Annotated in this window: 16 protein-coding genes; 9 read left to right on the top strand and 7 right to left on the bottom strand. The window is 31.9% G+C overall.

The features are described 5' to 3' along the window. The first annotated feature begins 274 nt into the window (after nt 1-274). Nucleotides 275-3,457 (top strand): type ISP restriction/modification enzyme, encoded by a 3,183-nt coding sequence (locus tag ES677_RS04435; RefSeq protein ID WP_148380540.1) that lies wholly within the window; start codon nt 275-277, stop codon nt 3,455-3,457. Between the two features lie 114 nt (nt 3,458-3,571). Here the strand turns inward: ES677_RS04435 and ES677_RS04430 are convergent, their stop codons facing one another. From ES677_RS04430 to ES677_RS04405, 6 genes are all read right to left on the bottom strand, one after another. Next, entirely contained in the window at nt 3,572-4,537 is a 966-nt protein-coding gene (locus tag ES677_RS04430; protein WP_148380539.1) for a DUF6371 domain-containing protein, read from the bottom strand. A 104-nt stretch (nt 4,538-4,641) separates the two neighbouring features. After that, entirely contained in the window at nt 4,642-6,159 is a 1,518-nt protein-coding gene (locus tag ES677_RS04425) for a DNA primase family protein (RefSeq protein WP_148380538.1), read from the bottom strand. Nucleotides 6,160-6,169: 10 nt separating this feature from the next. Then, nucleotides 6,170-6,454: a helix-turn-helix domain-containing protein gene (locus ES677_RS04420; RefSeq protein ID WP_148380537.1), complete on the bottom strand. Its 285-nt coding sequence runs from the start codon at nt 6,452-6,454 to the stop codon at nt 6,170-6,172. Between the two features lie 87 nt (nt 6,455-6,541). Then, on the bottom strand, nt 6,542-7,621 hold the full coding sequence (locus tag ES677_RS04415) for a hypothetical protein (protein ID WP_148380536.1): 1,080 nt from the start codon (nt 7,619-7,621) through the stop codon (nt 6,542-6,544). Next, entirely contained in the window at nt 7,621-8,871 is a 1,251-nt protein-coding gene (locus ES677_RS04410; protein WP_148380535.1) for a site-specific integrase, read from the bottom strand. Before ES677_RS04410 ends, ES677_RS04415 begins: the two co-directional genes overlap by 1 nt. A gap of 443 nt (nt 8,872-9,314) precedes the next feature. Then, on the bottom strand, nt 9,315-9,629 hold the full coding sequence (locus tag ES677_RS04405; protein WP_148380534.1) for a DUF6150 family protein: 315 nt from the start codon (nt 9,627-9,629) through the stop codon (nt 9,315-9,317). A 472-nt stretch (nt 9,630-10,101) separates the two neighbouring features. Here ES677_RS04405 and ES677_RS04400 point away from each other — a divergent pair, with 472 nt between their 5' ends. Further along, nucleotides 10,102-10,302 carry a hypothetical protein gene (locus ES677_RS04400; RefSeq protein WP_148380533.1) on the top strand — a complete coding sequence of 67 codons (201 nt, stop codon included), beginning with the start codon at nt 10,102-10,104 and terminating at the stop codon, nt 10,300-10,302. Nucleotides 10,303-10,592: 290 nt separating this feature from the next. Next, on the top strand, nt 10,593-10,808 hold the full coding sequence (locus ES677_RS04395; protein WP_148369824.1) for a PID-CTERM protein-sorting domain-containing protein: 216 nt from the start codon (nt 10,593-10,595) through the stop codon (nt 10,806-10,808). Here ES677_RS04395 and ES677_RS04390 read toward each other — a convergent pair. Next, complete coding sequence (locus ES677_RS04390; protein ID WP_148380532.1) at nt 10,805-11,395, bottom strand: riboflavin synthase; 591 nt, start codon at nt 11,393-11,395, stop codon at nt 10,805-10,807. The two genes, ES677_RS04395 and ES677_RS04390, sit on opposite strands and share 4 nt — an antisense overlap. 66 nt (nt 11,396-11,461) lie before the next feature. Here ES677_RS04390 and pdxA point away from each other — a divergent pair, with 66 nt between their 5' ends. From pdxA to accC, 6 genes are all read left to right on the top strand, one after another. Then, the gene (gene pdxA / locus ES677_RS04385; protein WP_148380531.1) at nt 11,462-12,523 is read left to right on the top strand and encodes a 4-hydroxythreonine-4-phosphate dehydrogenase PdxA; all 1,062 of its coding nucleotides are present in this window, start codon (nt 11,462-11,464) and stop codon (nt 12,521-12,523) included. A gap of 123 nt (nt 12,524-12,646) precedes the next feature. After that, entirely contained in the window at nt 12,647-13,186 is a 540-nt protein-coding gene (locus ES677_RS04380; RefSeq protein WP_148369821.1) for a YceD family protein, read from the top strand. 8 nt (nt 13,187-13,194) lie between these two features. Continuing rightward, nucleotides 13,195-13,398, top strand: coding sequence for a 50S ribosomal protein L32 (gene rpmF, locus ES677_RS04375; RefSeq protein WP_092131952.1), 204 nt, complete (start codon nt 13,195-13,197; stop codon nt 13,396-13,398). Between the two features lie 180 nt (nt 13,399-13,578). Further along, the gene (locus tag ES677_RS04370; RefSeq protein ID WP_148380530.1) at nt 13,579-14,574 is read left to right on the top strand and encodes a beta-ketoacyl-ACP synthase III; all 996 of its coding nucleotides are present in this window, start codon (nt 13,579-13,581) and stop codon (nt 14,572-14,574) included. Between the two features lie 36 nt (nt 14,575-14,610). Continuing rightward, nucleotides 14,611-15,090, top strand: a complete 480-nt coding sequence (gene accB, locus ES677_RS04365) for an acetyl-CoA carboxylase biotin carboxyl carrier protein (RefSeq protein ID WP_148369819.1) — start codon at nt 14,611-14,613, stop codon at nt 15,088-15,090. 105 nt (nt 15,091-15,195) lie between these two features. Continuing rightward, the gene (gene accC, locus ES677_RS04360) at nt 15,196-16,554 is read left to right on the top strand and encodes an acetyl-CoA carboxylase biotin carboxylase subunit (RefSeq protein WP_148369818.1); all 1,359 of its coding nucleotides are present in this window, start codon (nt 15,196-15,198) and stop codon (nt 16,552-16,554) included. The last annotated feature ends 27 nt before the right edge of the window (nt 16,555-16,581 follow it).

Genomic DNA, 16,581 nt, shown 5'->3' with positions numbered 1-16,581 from the left:
GTTTTATAGGTTTTTTTATATGTTTATTAGTGGTTGCAGGTTGCGCAACCTAATCTCTTACGTTTTATAATTCTTAGTTTTCTTAAAGTAAATTAGTATTAGACCCTTAGAATATTTTTGGGAAGTTCTATTCTTTGTAAATTAGTTGCTTATAAGAAATAACAAACCATAATAAAAACGTTATCTTTCCTTTCGAAAATTTTAAATAACCACAACGTTTATTTATAAGGTTTTTCTTATATAATAGAAAGCCTGCGCCAACGATTAAAATAAAATGACAACAAAAGAATACATTCAAATAGTAACCAAAAGACTGCAGTCTGGAATATCAAGAGAGCATTCTTATAGAGGAGATTTAGAAACGCTAATAAGAGAATTAGTAAGCGGAATTGAAATCACTAATGAACCTGCAAACGTAACCGATTGTGGAAATCCAGATTATGTTATCACTAAAGGAAAAATCCCTATTGGTTATATTGAAGCAAAAGATATTGGAAAAGACTTAAACAGCAAATCATACAAAGAGCAATTTGGGCGCTACAAAAAAGCACTCGATAATCTGATAATTACGGACTATGTTTGGTTTCAATTCTTTCAAAATGGTGAACTCGTACACGAAATAAAAATTGCCGAAATTGACAACCAAAACCTAATACCACTTCCAGAAAATTACGTCAATTTCGAGAATTTAATCAAAGATTTTTGCACTCACGTTGGACAAACCATTAAATCGTCAAAAAAATTGGCGGAAATGATGGCTGGAAAAGCACGTTTATTACAAGATATTTTAGAACGTGCTATAACTTCTGATGAGGAAACACAAGAAAACACTTCTATAAAAGGTCAATATGATACTTTTAAGGAAATATTAATTCACGATTTAAAGCCTAAAGGTTTTGCGGATATTTATGCTCAAACATTAGCATACGGAATGTTTGCAGCAAGATTGCACGACCCAACTTTAGATGATTTTAGCAGACAAGAAGCAGCAGAACTAATTCCAAAATCTAATCCTTTTTTGCGTAAACTATTTGGCTACATCGCTGGACCAGATATTGATGAAAGAATTGTGACCGTAGTTGATAACCTTGCAGAAGTTTTTAGAGCAACAAATGTTGAGCAACTTTTAAAGAATTTTGGAAAAAGTACACAAACCAACGATCCAATAATTCATTTCTACGAAACATTTTTGGCCGAATACGACCCAAAATTGCGTAAAGCAAGAGGTGTTTGGTACACACCTGAACCAGTCGTAAATTTTATAGTTCGTGCAGTTGATGATATTTTAAAAACAGAATTTAATTTACCTCAAGGTATAGCAGATACAAGTAAAACCAAAATAAAATTAGATACACAAACACCTGACAAACGTTCTGCGACAGGTTACAAACAAATAGAAAAGGAAGTACATAAAGTACAAATACTTGACCCAGCAACAGGTACAGGAACATTTTTAGCAGAAGTTGTAAAGTTTATCTACAACAAGAACTTTAAAGCAATGAAAGGTGCTTGGAGTGGTTATGTAGAAGAACATTTAATACCAAGATTAAACGGTTTTGAATTGTTAATGGCTTCATATTCTATGGCACATTTAAAATTAGATATGTTATTAACCGAAACTGGTTATAAATCAACTAAAAATGAACGGTTAAATATATACTTAACCAATTCATTAGAAGAACATCATAAAGATACTGGAACATTATTTTCTAATTGGTTAAGTAGTGAAGCCAATGAAGCAAACCATATAAAACGAGACACACCAGTAATGTGTGTTATCGGTAATCCGCCTTATAGTGGTGAAAGTTCCAATAAAGGAGATTGGATTATGGATTTAATGCAAGACTACAAAAAAGAACCAGGCGGAAAAGAAAAACTGAAAGAACGAAATTCCAAATGGATTAATGATGATTATGTAAAATTTTTGCGTTACAGCCAACATTATATAGAAAAAAATGAAGAAGGAGTTTTAGCGTTTATTAATCCACACGGATTTTTAGATAATCCAACATTTAGAGGAATGCGTTGGAATTTACTAAAAACATATGATAAAATTTACATTTTAGATTTACACGGTAATAGCAAAAAGAAAGAAACTTGTCCTGATGGTTCTATAGACCAGAATATCTTTGATATTATGCAAGGTGTCTCTATTAATATTTTCGTGAAAACTGGTAAGAAAAAAGCAAACCAATTAGGAAAAGTTTATCATTATGACCTCTTTGGTAAACGAGACTACAAATATGACTTCCTTTGGAATAATAGCCTAAAAACTATTAAGTATGTTGAATTACCAAATAAAGCACCAAACTATTTTATGGTGCAAAAAGATTTTGCTTTAGAAGATGATTATTTAAAAGCAATTTCTTTGGGTAGTTTATTTGAAACGTATTCTGCTGGAGTTGTAACATCAAGAGATAAGTTGGTTGTTGGTACAGACAAACAAATTCTATCTAACAGAATGAAGAAATTTTTTAATTCAGATATTGATTTTATCAAAAACAATATGAAAGTTAAAGAAAATCAGACATTTAAAATAGAAAATGTGCTACGTGATAGTGAATTTGAAGAAAAAAATATAACCTCTTTTTCATATCGTCCTTTTGACAAAAGAGTAGTTTATTATGATGAAAATCTTATTGAAAGATTTAGAGGAAATGTTATGGAACATATGCTACATAATGACAATCTTGGATTAATGTCTAATAAAAAAATTGAAATAGGTAATTTTGCCCACGCAATGATTTACACTGGCGTTACAGAAAGTCACGCAGTTTCTTTAAAAGAAATTAATTATTTATTTCCATTATATTTATACCCAAATCAAGCAAATGGTATTTTCACAGAAGACAAACGAAAACCTAACTTAAATCAGGAAATAGTTAAGCAAATTGCTGAAAAATTAGGTTTAACATTTACCAACGAAAAAGAAGAAACTAAAAATACTTTTGCACCAGTAGATGTTTTGGATTACATATATGCTGTTTTACACAGTCCAACTTACAGAGAGAAATACAAAGAGTTTCTAAAAATAGATTTTCCAAGAATTCCTTTTCCAAAAGATGAGAAAACGTTTTGGAAACTCGTAAAATTAGGTAAAGAAATAAGAGAAATTCATCTTTTTGAAAGTTCAAAAATTGAAGAATATATTACAAGTTACCCCAAAGATGGAAATAATATTATTACAACAAAAGTTGGCAAAAAAGACTGGGAATTGTTTGATACCGAAAAGAAATTAGGTAGAATTTGGATAAATGAGAAACAGTATTTTGACAATATTCCACTAAACACTTGGGAATTTTATATTGGAGGTTATCAACCTGCACAAAAGTGGCTGAAAGACAGAAAAGAAAGAGAACTGAAATTTGAAGATATTTTACATTATCAGAAAATAATAGTTGCACTTACAGAAACAGACAGAATAATGAAAGAAATCGATAAGATAGAAATAGAATAAGGTTGCTGCAAAAACAACCTCCTAAATAAATTAGGAGGTTGTTTATAGTTGGTTTGTGGGTTGTTATTTAGGTTTTTTTAAGCATTTGTTAAAGGTTGAAGGTTGCGCAACCTGTTATTTTAGGTTGTTGAAATTGTTAAATTTTCTGAAAAAATCCTCTAAATCACAGTTGTAAATTCCATCTCTTTCTAGTTCTTCATCAGATTTGCCTTTAGTCATATCCCAAATTTTAGCATTAACACCTAATTTTCTAAGCTCGATAATTTTCTTATTAATAATTGAAACGTCTTTACTACTAATATCGGGTATAATTACAACGTTGTGACCAATTAAACAAGCATATTTCTTTTCTGTTAAACCAGTCGACCCACCATAAGACAGCCAAGTGTATTTTGGTAGAAAGAGGGAGCCTATTACAGCTGTCTTTTCGCTTTCTACTAGGATTAGTATTTGTTTCCCTTTATAGCTGTCTAAAATGAGGTGTTCCCCAAATAAGCAGGAATAATATCCGTTTTCATTTTTATAAGGTTGTTTAAAAAACTTTTTTCTTCTTCCATTAAGTTTATAATATGCAATCTTTGCTTTTTGAATTTTTAAATCCTTGTTTATATTCCAGAAAATAATGCCGCCGTCATTGGTCGTTCCTAGTACATACTGTTCTTTTACTAGGTTGGTTGCCTTATTTCCGTAGGTTGCACGCATATACTTTAATAGGTTGTTTTCAGGTTTTTTTTCATAGTATTTCCAGATTATACTTTCAGGAATAAAGTTTTGGTTAATAAGGTGGTTGCTAGTGTTGTTTAATTTGGTTGCTGTTTGTTGGTTTAATACGCTAGCATTATTTATTAATGGCTCAAATTTTCTAAGTTCATCATTCCAAGTGTGTTCTTCACCCAAATCATTGATATATATAGTGGGTGGTAAGGTTGTTTTTCCGCAAGAGTGACAATGTCCGAAGTTTTCGGGCAGTTCTTTGTAGTTTGCAAACTTCCCGTCTTTGTTAAGCTTTCCACAGCAGGGCGTCACTATTTTTTTGTTTCTTTTAGAGTTAAAAGTATATTTGATTTCTAATTTAATCATAAAAAATAAAGATTGAATTTGTAGTTGCATTATCTACATTACCTACATAATCCCTTTTTAAAAATGTAGGTAATGTCGGAAATGTATCAATTATTAAAAACTATTTATTCAATAAAAAAGACTTGTCCCATAGGTTGCCTTTTTTTTATAAACCCACTTTTTTCGAGTCTTATTGAAACTGTTTTGTTTGAACATAGTCTATAACCATTATCTTGACAATAGTATTTGTATTCTGAATATATTTCAGATAGTGTTCTAAAATGTTCGTGCGACGGTTTATAGCCTTTTTCATCTAAAAAAAGTAAAACACTATCACTTTCTTTTTGATACTGGAGTATTTCATTTTCAACGATAGTACTTTGACTAAAATCTTGTTGTTTTAATAGTCTTTCTAGTCCGTTTAAGACCCAATTAAACACTCCTGACAGTTCAGATTCTATAATTTTCTTTGAAAGGTTTTTGTCTTGTTCTTTGGGCGGAATGGTTACCTTGAATGGTAATATTATAAATCGACGGAAAAATGCATTTGTATTTTCAACCTCTTTAGGTAGTTCGTTACAATTAAAAATGAATTTAGCATAATCAGTCATTATTTGAGACTGTTTATACAAAACATCAGCTTCTACTGGTTCTCCTGAAGCTAATGCCTTAAAAATGCTACTTTCTAATTTTCCGTTAATTTCACTAGCGTAGTTTAAAAGCTTATTAGATAAGTTTATTCTTGATTTGCTTTGTTCAGAGGTTAGGGAGTGTAAAGAGTAGTTAGTAACATTGTGCCTACCTAATAAAGCCATTATAATTTCAAAAATAACACTCTTACCATTGGCTCCAGATCCATATAGTAATAAAACTTTTTCTAATTTTAATACACTGTTTTTAACGAATATGTAACCAATATATTCGGCTAAGATATTCTGTAATTCTTTTTGAGGTAAAACTGTATTTAGAAATTGTTGAAAAATAGGGTATTCAGCTTCTTTATCATATTTAAAAGGTAACTGATAGGTTATGAAATCTTCTTTGTTGAAATCTCTAAGAAACTGTTTTTTAAGAGTTATTTCGAATGTTCCATTTTCCAAATTGACTAAAGTGGCTGTGTTGTTTGTCTTTAATTCTTTTAATGATGCATCAGAAATAAACTGTTTAAATATCTTCTCTTTAAAATCGAAATCTTTAGCATCAAATTTACCGACTTTCATTTTAAGAGCTACTTTGCCTAAAAAGTCTTTGAAATTATCTGAATCTAAGTTTTCCCAGTATTTTGTATTGTAGAGGTATATAAAATCGCTTTTACGACAAAGATTGAAGCCTTTTTTATTAGCAGTTTGTAAAAGAATTTCTACACACGCAATACGATAATGTTTAGCAAACAACTTGTCTTTTTCGGACTGAAGTTTACAATATTCTCTAAAGTTTACTGGAGAAATTGCATTTAAAATATTAGCGAGTATATCTATTCTATTTTCATCTGCGAGATTGCTTTTGTCTTTGTCATTAATAATGTGTTCAATATTATTCTGAATACCATTTATATTTGATAATTCAAAATTTGTATCTTTACCTTGATTTTTGGCGAAATCGTGGGTGCTATTTATAGCGCCCTTTTGTTTGTCTTCTTTCATAGCTCGCTAATTAATCAAATTGGTTCATTTGTTGTAATGCGAGTATAACATCACTTTTTTTGTATCGTACTTTAGAGCCTATTCGAAAGGCAGGGAGAACATCGTTTTTTGTGTATTTCCAAAGTGTAACCAAAGAAATGGATAGCATTTTGGCTGTTTCTTCGCGAGTGAGAAGTGTGTCTTCTTTTACTGTAGATTTTTGGAAATCGGTAAGAATACTTTTTACACCATTTAAAATTTCATTTTTAAAATCTTCATTGTTGGTGTTTTCAACTTGTAGAATTTGTTTTGTCATTGCCTTGTATGTTTATGTGTTACAAGGCAAAATTAACTTGACTTAATGTTGTTTGTTGGGTTGGATTACTCAGGGTTTACCCAAGTATTATCCGACTTTCCGAATCATATCTTGTATATTCGTTACAATGGCTTGATGGTCAGCAAAATATTTTTCTTGAATCTTTGTTAATTTTTTGTTTGGTTTTTTTAGAATAATTACAGCAGCTTTTCTTAGATTTTCTTCATTAGTTTCGGTAATCATATTTATTTTTCTACCAAGTTCTGAATAATTAAAACTTAAATATTCCTTTTCTGAAAGGTGTACTAAGGCTTTCAATTCATCTAGTTGTAGTTCTATTTCTTTGTTGAAGTTCTTAGTCAAAAGATTTAAATAAGTTGGCATCTTTTTGTCTGAGTAGTGAGATTCTTTTTTTTCTTTTCTTAGAACGTCTATAAAAAGTACTTCGTACAATGCCGCATCTCCTTTTCTATTAAACTTTACAGGAGTAGTTTTTTCTATTTTATTCTTATTAATTTCTCTATCAATAAAATCTAAAATTTTCTTAGTTTTAATGAAGTTTTTCCATTGTATATTAATAGGGTGTGCTATGCTAAGTAAGCTATCTTTTTCATCACTTGTTTTATTAAATGAAATTTTACTGTTTGTTAGATATTTTATAATAGTTTTTTCATCCTGTTCAAGATTATACATAATATTACAAACCCAACAAAAAACATCTTGATCCGTCCAATCTCGATTGAAATCGAATGTTGGATTATCATAATTCTTTATAAATTGTTTAAAGCTTTTTATACAATCTATGGACTTGACTATTTTCTCTCTCTGTTTTTGTAATGTTTTTAATTTTTCTTTTTCTGTTGTTTTTGCAAAAGCTTTTTTTTCAATTTCATTAATTTTCTCATATATTATTCTGCTGTAAACACGACTATCCAGAGTGTTTTCAATAATAATATATAAATCACGTAAAATATCTTGATTTAAGTAATAATATTTACCCTCATATAGTAGAGTGAATTTATCGGCATCAACATTTCTATAAATTCCTTTTAAACTATGTATTTCAAAAAGGACTTCTTTTTCTAGCATTAAATAGAAAAGTTCACGATTTACCGTATCAAAGCCATCCTCTTTTAAAAAACCTCTATATCTATTTATAAACCTCATTATTTATTTGTTTTTTGTCTGTTCCAGTACGCTTTTAGCATATCAGCATTTTGTCTAGGAGTTATTTTAATATATTTTAAAAACTCGGCTTCTGTTTTATGTCCTGTAATACCCATAATGGTTAGGTTGTCAAGTTTTCCGTATAGGTTGGTTGCAAATGAACGCCTACACGTGTGAGAGGATATTAATTCGTGTTTTTCAAAAACCTTATACTCTTTTCGTTTGGTTTCAGAGTTCATTTTTCCGCCCTCTACTTTTTCGTTTATGCCTACTTCCTTACAAACTTCTTTTACATATTCGTTGAATTTTTGGTCTGAAATAGTTCTCGGAAACTCTCCTTTATTACGTTTTAAAATTTCTTCTACTCTAGGATGTAAAGGAATAATTACTGTTGTTTTGGTTTTTTGTGTTAGAATTTCAATATTATTATCAATAATATTTTTAGGGTTTAAACTCATAAAATCTGAAACTCTTAAACCAGTATAAACACCAATAATTAATAAGTCCCTGGTATTTGCTAATCTCTCATTTTCTTTAAAATTATGGTTGTAGATTATGTCTATTTCTTTTTCGTTGAGATAAACATCGTTTGTAAGGTTTGTAATTACTTTAAACTCTGTAAAATCAACATTGCAAAAACCTTTTTTATTAGCTTCTTTAAGCCACGATTTTAAAGTTTTGACATACCCTCCAGTAGTATTTCTAGTATAGCCTTGCACGTTAGAGCAGTAATCAACAAAGGTTTTATAAAACTCTTGATTGATATTTTTTAAAAGAAATTTTTTATTGATATGCTCCTCAAAAGAAATAAAACAATTAAGAGCACTTTTATACTTTTTAATTGTGCCGGTAGATAAAGGTAAACCAGTTTCTTTATTAAAGGTTTCTGTCTCATTAAAAACCTCTGCCCAAGACGTTAAGTATTTTTTATAGTTATCGTCTGTTTTTACTCGATTGAAAAAAGTGTTTATTCTATCTTTAAGCCAATCTTTATGGAAATCGTTATCGAACATCATCGTTTCGTTATAACACTCGCATAAGTATTCGTTTAGCTTTAAAAGTCTGTTGTTGATTAAGTCTTTGTTTTTAAGTAAAGATGTAGCTTTAATTTTTTGGTATGGGTTGCTAAATTCGTTTTTAGGTAAAACGATTCCAGTACTTGCACTAGAGTCAAAATCTTTACCATGGTAAACACGAACGTAGACGCTTTGAGTGCCTTTAGAATTTTTAGTAAAAAAACGTGCTTTCATAATCTACATTGAACTTTCAAAAATAGTTATTTTCCCGACATTTTCCCGATTTTGACTTAATTTATATTAATTTATCTTACTTTAGCCTAATATAAAAAACTATTAGAACCTTTTGAAAGCATTAATAATAAAGGGTTTTTTCAATGTTTTGGGGTTGTATTGACATCTTGAAAATTAAAGAGTTCGGAAACAAGTGGGACCACTTTCTAGAATAAAAAAGACTTTAGTATTGTACTAAGGTCTTTTTTTATACCTTAATTTTAAAGGGCGAGAAGTCCATATAGAGTGCAGTCAAGAGGTTCTGAAGTAGTGTCACAGTAGCTGCAAATCTTATAGAGAAATCTGTTTTTGTTGCTTTTTTTCCGACGGTTTTCCGATTATTATGTTTGGCTCGAGGTTAATAATTTTTAAACAGAGTTTTAGAACAGCTCTTCACTCTCGTTCTAATCCTCTTTCCATTCAAATATAATAGCCGTACTCCATTGGGTATAAAAAACAATTTTATCAGCTTTAAATTTATCTGCAGTAATACAAAGAACTAAATCGGCATCATTTTGCCAATCCGTAAAAAACCATTTCCCTTCCATTGCTTGATGTCTCCAATCTGTTTTTAGTATTACCCAATCGGCATCAGAAGTATCTTCAGTAATGTAAATTACGAAATCCGCTTGCGATGCTTCATCTGTAATAAATACCTCCTGACTGTATACGGTTGGAACTAGAATCAACAAAAGAATCAAAAACAAATAATGACGCATAAGTTTAGTTTTTATTAAATGTAGTAAAAACCCCAATCTTTATTCACCATCCCCAAACACTTTATAAACAATGAACGATAATTGATAACTTACGAATACTAAAACCACAACGATTACACTGTAGTGTCCTGTTACATCTGGCGTATAAAATAATAATAACATTCAAATAATTGAACGGTATGAGTAGTCTAGCCGTACTTATTTTAATGGCTACAAACGAATTTTCTTAAATAAGTTAAATATATTTCGGCATCTAAAGCTATGAGATATGCATTAGCTGGTACTGTAACATTCCGCGATTTTACAGCAACGCAATGCCACAAGCGGTGTGTCACGGTAATTTAAAAGAACACACTAAAGGACAACTGAGTATTTCATTAGATACTAAAAGGGGGTTTTTATACGGTCAAATTAAAGGCAATGGTTTTGGAGGTTTTCGTTGCAACAGCAAAAAACAAAAACGGGTTATGTATTGAGTGCTATAGCGGTAATTAATGAACATATTGCACCTCTATCTAAAACGGGAGTAATTACTATTGAAGAATTAAGATACTTCGCTACTTTACTAAAACGGTACGCTGTCTTAAGCATTTATAATAGTCTTTTCATCCACTTACGATATATTGAAGCGTTTATAAAAATAGACGGCGGGTACGTAATGCTAAAAAATTAAGAGAAGATACTTGTGTGGGTTATAAAGCGTCTGGAAGTCTTAGATGTTTTAGACCATCTGTATCGTTAATGCTACAACTATTATTAATGACGTCTTAAATTCTTACGGAATTTCGAAAAAGTAATTAAAAATTAGTTAAGTTTGGGTTTCCTTGAGGGTGTATAAAATCTCATAGATTTATATAAACAACCTTATTTACTAATTAAATAAACGAATTGTATCGGTAAATTGTTAAATAAAAACGAAATATTTATTTAATAGGTAGTTTTTTGTACATTTACAAACTAAATATGATACACATAAAAACATCAATAGCCCTAGTGTTCTTTGTGTTTATAACTTTTACAAGTTTCGCGCAAAATCCACCACCACCTCCTCCTCCCGGTCCGCCACCGCCACCAGGTTTGCCTATAGATACCGGTTTGGTTATACTATTGGTCGTTGCTATTGTATATGGTGTTTATAAGGTTATACTGTTTAAAAAGATTAGAAATGCTAAAACTTAATGGTTTAAGCTATTTAAACGGGAAACATATTTGCCAATCACATCAAATTCTAAGTTTACCACAGAGCCTTCTTTAAAGGTGTTAAAATTAGTATGCTCGAAAGTATAAGGAATTATGGCGACGCTAAATTCATCTTTTTTAGAATTGACCACGGTTAAGCTCACACCATTAACAGTGATCGATCCTTTTTCTATAGTTATATTGTTTAGAGTGCTGTCGTACTTAAAAGTAAACAACCAACTTCCAGAAGTTTCTATCACGCCAATACAAGTGGCAATTTGGTCTACATGTCCTTGAACAAGATGTCCATCTAGACGATCTCCCAATTTCATAGCGCGTTCTAAATTAACAGCATCGGTTAACTTTAAAGTACCAAGCGTTGTTTTTTCTAATGTTTCTTTAATTGCTGTAACCGTATAATTAGTATCAGAAATACTTACTACGGTTAAGCAAACACCGTTATGTGCTACACTCTGGTCTATTTTTAATTCGGAAGCAATACTGCTGTCAACAGTAATATGTAAATTCTGTAATTCGGTTTTTAGATCTGTAATCGTACCGATGGTCTCAATAATTCCGGTGAACATAGTTTTGAAAGTATTATTTAGTTAAATTTGCGAGTGTAAAATTACAAACAAAACTTATCAAATCTAATGAGGGAAGAAGAAAATATTATAGTGGGTATATCTATAGGTGACCTAAATGGTATAGGTTCTGAGGTTGTTTTAAAGATGTTCGAAGATCCTAGAATGTTAGAATTTTGTACACCAGTAATTTTTGCATCCATTAAAACAATGAGTTTTGTAAAAAACCATTTTAAATTAGAAACGCAGCTTCATAGCATAAATGCACTCGATCAAATAGCTCCAAATAAGTTAAATGTCTTAAACTGTTGGAAGGAAAATGTCTCTATACAATTTGGTAAAGAGGATTTAAAAATAGGAGAATATGCTATTAAATCACTGTCTGAAGCGACAGCAGCATTAAAAGATAAAACTATCGATGTGTTAGTAACAGCACCCATAAATAAACATAATATACAGTCTGATACCTTTAAATTTCCTGGCCATACCGATTATTTAAACCAAGAATTAGAAGGTAATAGCTTAATGTTTATGGTGACCGATACTTTAAGAGTGGGTTTATTAACCGACCACGTGCCGGTTAAAGATGTGGCCTCTCATATTACTGAAGAATTAATCACTAGTAAAATAGAAACCGTTTACCAATCGTTAATACAAGATTTTAAAATCAGTAAGCCAAAAATAGCCGTATTAGGTATTAATCCGCATACAGGAGACAATGGTGTTATTGGTAGTGAAGACGACACGGTAATGAGGCCAGCACTTCAAAAAATTAAAGAAAGCGGCAAGTTGGTGTTTGGCCCGTATGCTGCCGATAGCTTTTTTGGATCAAATAATTATAAAAGTTTCGATGCGGTAATAGCATCTTATCACGACCAAGGGTTAATTCCCTTTAAAACATTATCTTTTGGACAAGGTGTAAACTATACAGCGGGATTAAATAGAGTGCGTACATCGCCAGATCACGGCACGGCTTATGAGATTGCTGGAAAAGGTGTCGCCGATTTAGGATCGTTTGAAGAGGCTGTTTTTACCGCGATTACTATCTTTAAAAACAGAACCGAATACAATACATTAACCAAAAACCCGTTAGCTGTTTCTAAACGTAAGCGATTTAACCCAAAAAACTAGTTTAGGGATTAGTTTTAAATTTGTTAACGAAATAAAAAATGAAAGATATAAACAAAAAAATGTTTATAAGTCTGCTAGATTAATAAATAATTGTATATTTGCAGGCTCAAAATAGATGTGAAAATGAAGACATTGAAAGAGTTTACAATTCCATTTGTAGGTTTAAAAGAAGGAAGACATCATTTTGATTATGAAATTAAAAAAGAGTTCTTTGATAATTTTGAGTATGAAGACTTTAATAGTAGTGATTTAAAGATAGATGTTGGTTTTCAAAAGAAATCGACACTTTTAGAATTGCACTTTGAAGTAGCAGGAACAGTAAATATTAATTGTGACGTTACCAACGAGCCTTACGACCAAGAAATAGAGAACAGTTTAGATTTGGTAGTTAATTTTGGTGAAGAGTTTAACGACGAGAATATAGATATACTTATTCTACCTCACGGAGAATATGAAATTAATATTCAGCAATATATTTATGAATTAATTGTTTTGTCTCTGCCTTTAAAACGAATTCACCCAGGGGTTGAAGACGGAACGCTAGACTCAGACATACTTAATAAATTAGAAGAATTAAGTCCTAAAATAAAGGACATAAAGAAAGACCAAGAGGAGTCAGACCCTCGCTGGAATACATTAAAGCAACTATTAACGGATAAATAAAATAGAAAATGGCACATCCTAAGAGAAAAATCTCGAAAACAAGAAGAGATAAAAGAAGAACACATTACAAAGCAACTGCGCCACAAGTTGCGACTTGCCCAACTACAGGAGAGGCTCACTTATATCATAGAGCACACTGGTTTGAAGGTAAATTATACCACAGAGGTCAAGTTTTAATTGATAACTCAGTTTCTGAAGAAAATATGGCATAATTTACTATGCATGCATATAGAAAAACGCTCACTTGTGAGCGTTTTTTTTGTTATTAGCTTTCTTTTGGCGTTAAAAACAACTTTATTTGTGTAACATTGGCCTGAATTGATTAATTTTATTAAGATAGCGCCACTTTTAGACGATCTTGAACGCATTTGGTCAAATTAACTTAAAAAAGTATGAGTAAAATATCAGCAGCAATTACAGCTGTAGGCGCTTATGTGCCAGACTATGTGTTAACCAATAAAATTCTTGAAACATTGGTGGATACAAACGATGAATGGATTACTACGAGAACTGGAATTAAAGAGCGTAGAATTCTAAAAGGCGAAGGATTAGGTACGTCCTATCTTGCTATTAAAGCCGCTCAAAACCTAATAGATAAAAAAGGAATAAACCCGGAAGATATCGACTTAGTAATAGTAGCAACAGCCACTCCAGATATGAAAGCCGCTTCTACAGCCGCTTATACGGCCTCCGAAATTGGAGCAGTTAATGCCTTTTCATACGATTTAGAAGCCGCATGTTCAAGCTTCCTTTTTGGGATGTCTACAGCATCAGCCTACATAGAATCTGGAAAATACAAAAGCGTTTTATTAATAGGAGCAGATAAAATGTCTTCTATGATTAATTACGAAGACAGAGCGACTTGTATTATTTTTGGTGATGGCGCAGGAGCCGTTTTATTCGAACCTAATCAAGAAGGTTTAGGTCTTCAAGACGAGTACTTAAGAAGCGACGGCGCTGGTAGAGATTTCTTACAAGCTACTTACGGAGGATCGTCTTACCCGACAACGCCCGAAGCGTTAGAAAAAGGGCAACAATTTGTATTTCAAGAAGGAAAAACAGTCTTTAGAAATGCCGTATTTAATATGGCAGACGCAGCAGAAAAAATTCTAGCTAAAACAAAGTTAGCCAAGGAAGATATAGACTGGTTAGTGGTACATCAAGCTAATAAGCGTATTATTGATGCTACTGCAAATAGAATTGAAATAAGTCCTGAAAAGGTTATGACCAACATACAAAAGTATGGTAACACCACATCTGCAACATTACCATTACTTCTAAACGATTACGAATTACAACTTAAAAAAGGCGATAATTTAGTTTTTGCTGCCTTTGGAGGAGGATTTACTTGGGGTTCTATTTACTTAAAATGGGCTTACAATTCTTAACATAAACAAACTCAAGAAATTTAATAGCTAAATATTATGGATTTAAAAGATATTCAAAACTTAATCAAATTTGTTGCTAAATCTGGTGCAAGTGAAGTTAAATTAGAATTAGACGATGTTAAAATCACTATAAAAACAGGGTCTGATTCAGAAACAACAATAGTACAACAAGTTCCTATGTCTGCGCAAATGCCTCATATGCAAATGCCAAATGCACCACAACAGCAAGCAGCTCCAGCAGAAGCAGCTCCTGTAACACCATCGGAAGATTCTAAATATATTACTATAAAATCTCCAATTATTGGGACATTTTATAGAAAACCGTCGCCAGACAAACCTTTATTTGTTGAGGTAGGTCAAAATATTGCAGAGGGCGATGTGCTTTGTATTATTGAAGCGATGAAATTATTTAACGAAATCGAATCTGAAGTATCAGGTAAAGTTGTTAAGATATTAGTAGACGATTCTTCTCCAGTAGAATTTGATCAACCGTTATTTTTAGTAGATCCGTCATAACCATTTAAAAATTCCAATACAATATCCATAAATCCAAATCATTTTTTGGTATGAGATCTTGTCGTTAAAAACGATTGGAATTTGAAATTTTTAATATAAAACGTTATGTTTAAAAAAATACTAATTGCAAATAGAGGGGAAATAGCACTTCGTGTTATTAGAACTTGTAAAGAAATGGGGATTAAAACTGTAGCTGTTTATTCTACTGCAGATGCCGAAAGTTTACACGTTAAATTTGCAGATGAAGCTGTATGTATTGGGCCACCACCAAGTGCAGACTCTTATTTAAAAATGTCTAACATTATAGCCGCTGCCGAAATAACTAATGCAGATGCTATTCATCCAGGGTACGGATTTTTATCTGAAAACGCTAAGTTTTCGAAAATCTGTGAAGAGAACAATATTAAATTTATTGGTGCTTCATCTGAAATGATCGAGCGAATGGGAGACAAAGCCTCGGCCAAAACAACAATGTTAGAGGCTGGAGTACCTTGTGTGCCAGGAAGTGAAGGCATTATTAAAGATTTTAAAGAGTGTATTAAAATTGCCAAACAAACAGGCTACCCAATAATGCTTAAAGCTACTGCCGGTGGTGGTGGTAAAGGTATGCGTGCCGTTTGGAAAGAAGAAGAATTAAAAAATGCTTGGGATTCTGCGCGATACGAATCTAAAGCGGCCTTCGGAAACGACGATATGTATATCGAGAAACTGATTGAAGAGCCAAGACATATTGAAATACAGATTGTAGGCGATTCTACTGGAACAGCCTGCCATTTATCAGAACGTGATTGTTCTATTCAACGTCGTCATCAAAAGTTAACAGAAGAAGTGCCTTCTCCTTTTATGACCGATAAGCTTAGAAAAAAAATGGGTGATGCTGCGGTTAAGGCAGCAGAATACATTAAGTATGAAGGTGCTGGTACTGTAGAGTTTCTTGTAGATAAACACAGAAACTTCTACTTTATGGAAATGAATACCCGTATTCAAGTAGAACACCCCATTACAGAACAAGTTATTGACTTCGATTTAATTAGAGAGCAAATACTTGTAGCGGCAGGAGTGCCAATTTCTGGTAAAAACTATTTACCGCAATTACACTCTATAGAATGTCGTATTAATGCTGAAGATCCTTTTAACGATTTTAGACCTTCGCCAGGAAGAATTACAACATTACACGCTCCAGGAGGACACGGCGTTCGTTTAGACACACACGTTTACGCTGGATATTCTATTCCGCCAAACTACGACTCTATGATAGCGAAGTTAATTACAACAGCGCAAACTCGTGAAGAGGCTATCAATAAAATGAAACGCGCTTTAGACGAGTTCGTTATCGAAGGTATAAAAACAACCATTCCGTTCCATAGACAATTAATGGATCATCCTGATTATTTAGCTGGAAATTATACCACTAAATTTATGGAAGATTTTGTAATGGAAAAACCTAAAGAAGAAGAAGAGTAAAAACTAAAAAGCGACTTAATTTTAAGT

Source organism: Bizionia gelidisalsuginis (assembly GCF_008086185.1).
GTDB classification, from domain to species: domain Bacteria; phylum Bacteroidota; class Bacteroidia; order Flavobacteriales; family Flavobacteriaceae; genus Bizionia; species Bizionia saleffrena.
This window is presented reverse-complemented; position numbering and strand designations above follow the sequence as displayed.

Bases quoted from the DNA above. Each gene is read 5' to 3' on its own strand.
- ES677_RS04395 (WP_148369824.1), top strand. From the start codon at position 10,593: ATGATACACATAAAAACATCAATAGCCCTAGTGTTCTTTGTGTTTATA.
- ES677_RS04430 (WP_148380539.1), bottom strand. From the start codon at position 4,537: ATGATTAAATTAGAAATCAAATATACTTTTAACTCTAAAAGAAACAAA.
- ES677_RS04425 (WP_148380538.1), bottom strand. From the start codon at position 6,159: ATGAAAGAAGACAAACAAAAGGGCGCTATAAATAGCACCCACGATTTC.
- ES677_RS04390 (WP_148380532.1), bottom strand. From the start codon at position 11,395: ATGTTCACCGGAATTATTGAGACCATCGGTACGATTACAGATCTAAAA.
- ES677_RS04435 (WP_148380540.1), top strand. From the start codon at position 275: ATGACAACAAAAGAATACATTCAAATAGTAACCAAAAGACTGCAGTCT.
- ES677_RS04405 (WP_148380534.1), bottom strand. From the start codon at position 9,629: ATGCGTCATTATTTGTTTTTGATTCTTTTGTTGATTCTAGTTCCAACC.
- accC (WP_148369818.1), top strand. From the start codon at position 15,196: ATGTTTAAAAAAATACTAATTGCAAATAGAGGGGAAATAGCACTTCGT.
- ES677_RS04415 (WP_148380536.1), bottom strand. From the start codon at position 7,621: ATGAGGTTTATAAATAGATATAGAGGTTTTTTAAAAGAGGATGGCTTT.
- ES677_RS04370 (WP_148380530.1), top strand. From the start codon at position 13,579: ATGAGTAAAATATCAGCAGCAATTACAGCTGTAGGCGCTTATGTGCCA.
- accB (WP_148369819.1), top strand. From the start codon at position 14,611: ATGGATTTAAAAGATATTCAAAACTTAATCAAATTTGTTGCTAAATCT.
- ES677_RS04410 (WP_148380535.1), bottom strand. From the start codon at position 8,871: ATGAAAGCACGTTTTTTTACTAAAAATTCTAAAGGCACTCAAAGCGTC.
- ES677_RS04380 (WP_148369821.1), top strand. From the start codon at position 12,647: ATGAAGACATTGAAAGAGTTTACAATTCCATTTGTAGGTTTAAAAGAA.
- rpmF (WP_092131952.1), top strand. From the start codon at position 13,195: ATGGCACATCCTAAGAGAAAAATCTCGAAAACAAGAAGAGATAAAAGA.
- pdxA (WP_148380531.1), top strand. From the start codon at position 11,462: ATGAGGGAAGAAGAAAATATTATAGTGGGTATATCTATAGGTGACCTA.
- ES677_RS04420 (WP_148380537.1), bottom strand. From the start codon at position 6,454: ATGACAAAACAAATTCTACAAGTTGAAAACACCAACAATGAAGATTTT.